Consider the following 3,527-nt stretch of genomic DNA (forward strand, 5'->3'; position numbering starts at 1 on the left):
TGTTCGGTGCTAGACTGATATTTGAGTAAGCCAGACAGGAGCCAGAAAAAGATATTTATCAGAAAAGTCATGATCAAGCTAGAGGTTTAAAGACTGATCGGGTTCCAATTATTTTTATTAATAAATATTGTACACAATTCATATCAGGTAAGCAAGAGGGCTACGCCACTACTACCAAATCATTACCAACAAACGACTCCCGTGGGACAGTTCCCCCCAAACGCTTTTGGATTATACGATATGCACGGCAATGTCTGGGAGTGGTGCGCCGATACTTGGCACGGTAATTATTATGGTGCGCCGAGGGATGGCAGTGTCTGGACAAAAAATGGGAATGATAATCGTTATCCAATGCGGGGCGGTTCTTGGTCCGACCTTCTGGATAGCTGCCGTTCCGCTTTCCGCCTCAACGACTCCCGCCGCGGCTACGACAGCAGCCTCGGTTTTCGGGTGGTGTGCGGTGCTGGGAGGACCCTGTAACCCTTTTTTCCTTTTTTTCCCTTTTTTTTCCCTCATTCCCTTTTCCGGAATTTTTTTGGGCAAGCTATAGTACAAAAGTATTAGTATCTCTGTAGCCATGTTTTTGCTGGTTTTCTGCCCCGAAACAAGCTATAATGGTCGAAGGGTCAAATTTGAAAATTTTTGCCTCAAACCCTATCTGCGTAAGAACTTCAGGATTTTGTGTCCAGTAGTTTATTTGTATTGTATTGCTTGAACTCAGGCTCTGTAACACTTTTAGCCATAGCTAGTATGTTTGGCTCTTCGTTACTTGTTATGGTTCGATAGGGGGGCATAAATCGACTAAATCCTTATCTGGCAAGAGACTTAATTGATTAGTTCGCTCTAGATAAAAAACAATTGACAAAAATAGCTTATACGGGGGAAGTCCAGCTATACAAGGGCTAGAGCAACTTTTGATTTCAACGACTAGGGTGCGGAATGTGGGTGGTATTTCAAAATCTGGTTGAAAAAAAAATTGAGTCATGCGAGGAAGTTTTGGCTCCATCCATGACTCAATTTTGATATATAGCGTTTCTAGGTTCACTAAATAAGAACTACGTCAAGAGAAACCGCAAAACCAGCTGGAAGGTTTGCTATCTTGGCAAACTCGGTCCCTAAAAATGAAAGTGATCCAGTCCCTGCGTTGTAACTGATCTGACTCAGAGAAGTAGCGCCAAAACCGGATGCGCTAACTTCAATTTTGTCTCCTTGTGTCGAGAAAAAGTCTTGGATAGTATCAACTTTCTCGGAGAGGAAATTGAAGCGGAACTTATCGGCACCAGCACCACCAGTCAGGGTGTCATTGCCAGCACCACCATCGATGGTGTCATCACCCAAGCCACCATTGATGGTGTCATTACCTCCCACTCCAGCTAGGGCATCGGCAAAGCTTGTCCCAACTAAGTTGTTATTGGCTGCGTCACCATCATTGTCAAGAATGGTGGCCGTAGCCGTGCCTGATCCACTAATAGTGTAGCCGACCGGGGCAGTAATTGTGGTGGTGATGGTTTCACCGGGATCACTCAAGAGGTCATCCTTGGTGGGCAGAGTGATGGTAGCTGTGGGGGAAAGTGCCGCAAAGGTGACGCTGCTGGGAGTAGTGCCTGTATAGTCAACACCTGGAGTCGCTGTCCCCCCCAGGGTGTAGTTGACGGTTAAGGCACTGGAGAGGTCGCCGGCGCGGGTGAGGGTAAAGACACTGCTCACGGAACCGGCTTCGTTACCGTCGGTGGTTTTGGCGATCGAGATTGATTTTGTTCCGCTGCTAATACTACCAGTGATAGCGTACTGTCCCAAACTACCGTAGTCGGTATAACCCGTACCTAGAGGATCGCCCTTACCAACCCCATCCACCTTTAAGTAGTAGGTGCCAGCGCCGACGGTGGCACTAATGGAAGCAGCCAAGAAATCCGCTGGGTTAGAGCTCGCCACCAGCACACCCGAAGCATTGTAGAGTTCCGCCAGAATGTCCAGATTCGGACCGCGATTAGAGGGGGTTACGGTCAAACTAATTGGCCCAGCCGCAGTGGTGAAGCTAAAGAAGTCCACATCGGTGTTACGCTCGATAATACCGCTGGAGCTTACCGCCGTTCCAGAGACGGTTAAAGCTTTGGCTGTCGCCAAAGTATTACCCGTGTCATCGACCCTGTAACCAAAGCCATTTTTGGTGGTAATAATAGCCAGGTCATCTTCGGTGTTATTGGCGGCCAGGTACTGCCCCTTACTCCACTGGGTCAGATTCCGATAGTAGCCAGCTCCCATAATTGGAGCCCAGCCCGTTTCCCCACCACCGTGGCCGAGGTAGTACGCTTCCGAAGGAGTGGTTCTGCCGTCGTGACTAAGTCCCAGGGTATGACCCACTTCATGGCTGATGGCCTCAGCCGTGTACTTTTCGTTACCCCCCCCCAGTTCAGCTGTAAAAACAAAGGTGGGCGTATCACTATTCCAGTTGAAGGAGTTTAGATAGGCAACACCGCCAGCACCCGCACCGAACCAGTCATAGCTGCTACCGCCAATGGCGACCCGCACACCCCAGGCCGTATCTGTAGTGCCGCTCTTAATCAAACGATCCAGGGTGGGTTCTTGGGTGGTGACGTTAACATTAAAGGGGCTAAAATCCTCGACGACTCGTTGCCAGATGTATTGAATGCGCTCCAGTTCAGTGGTACTGAAAGCGGTACTACCATCTAGATCAAAGGTGGGAGTAACAATACTGCTCTTCCCAAAGGCAGTATTCCAAAGAGTACCTGTAGTGGTGTGGCCGTTAAAGTCAAGATAGATGGTGTGGTTAGCCCCGGGCAAGCTGTTTAGCGAAAAGGTCTTAGTCAGATCGAGGGACGGTAGGGGCAATTTGTTGAGAGTTTCAGCTTCAGGGACAATCCGTCGAGGATCGACCGGAGGCAAGCTACATTGCGAACAGGTGCAAGGACCCGAAGCCTTTGAATCGCCCCCATGGAGACTACTAAACAACTGGAGGGAATGATCTTGACCAATCCACCCATCTCTGAACAGCTTGCTAACGTCATCCTGTTGATCATGAGCCGGCTGAGATGAGATCAGTGTTCTTGGAAAGGAATCAGCCAGTGTAAAGGTATTAGAGGCAAAGTTGCTCACCGCCGTCCGATCGTTGGCAGGGGAGGCTGAAACCGTAGGAGCCTCCGAGGAGACTATAGATGGGGAGGGGTTAGAGTTCAGGACTCCTAAGGGAGAAGTTTCCTTCGATACAGTTAAATCGTCGGAACCTGTTAAATCAAAGGTGATTGGGGAGGCTCCATCAAAACTCAAAGAATCGGCTAGAGATGACATATCTGTACTAGATAAATCGGAACTTACTTGTGTTGTCTTCATCGAAAATTTTGGGTCTGAAACCCCGCCGTTTTACGGCGGCTTTACTGTTAAATATTAGCCCATTTACGAAATATATGCTAAAATGTGAGACATGGAAAAAGCCTATTCGTTTCGATTTTACCCCACACCAACACAAGAGTCGCTATTGCGGCGCACATTGGGCTGTGTAAGATTAGTTT

At 48.5% G+C, this 3,527-nt stretch carries 3 protein-coding genes; 2 read left to right on the forward strand and 1 reads right to left on the reverse strand.

The features are described from left to right. Positions 1-201 precede the first annotated feature (201 nt). Entirely contained in the window at positions 202-480 is a 279-nt protein-coding gene (locus EWV68_RS10735; protein ID WP_353806748.1) for a formylglycine-generating enzyme family protein, read from the forward strand. A 564-nt stretch (positions 481-1,044) separates the two neighbouring features. On the opposite strand, the gene EWV68_RS10740 is transcribed toward EWV68_RS10735, so the two are convergent. Next, on the reverse strand, positions 1,045-3,348 hold the full coding sequence (locus tag EWV68_RS10740) for a zinc-dependent metalloprotease family protein (RefSeq protein ID WP_287169755.1): 2,304 nt from the start codon (positions 3,346-3,348) through the stop codon (positions 1,045-1,047). Between the two features lie 91 nt (positions 3,349-3,439). Between EWV68_RS10740 and EWV68_RS10745 the strand changes: the two genes are divergently transcribed. After that, positions 3,440-3,527: helix-turn-helix domain-containing protein (locus EWV68_RS10745; protein WP_287169756.1), on the forward strand; the 88-nt coding region annotated here is incomplete at its 3' end.

Source organism: Microcystis sp. M_QC_C_20170808_M9Col (genome assembly GCF_007095495.1).
GTDB classification, from domain to species: Bacteria; Cyanobacteriota; Cyanobacteriia; order Cyanobacteriales; family Microcystaceae; genus Microcystis; species Microcystis aeruginosa.

Bases quoted from the DNA above. Each gene is read 5' to 3' on its own strand.
- EWV68_RS10740 (WP_287169755.1), bottom strand. From the start codon at position 3,348: ATGAAGACAACACAAGTAAGTTCCGATTTATCTAGTACAGATATGTCA.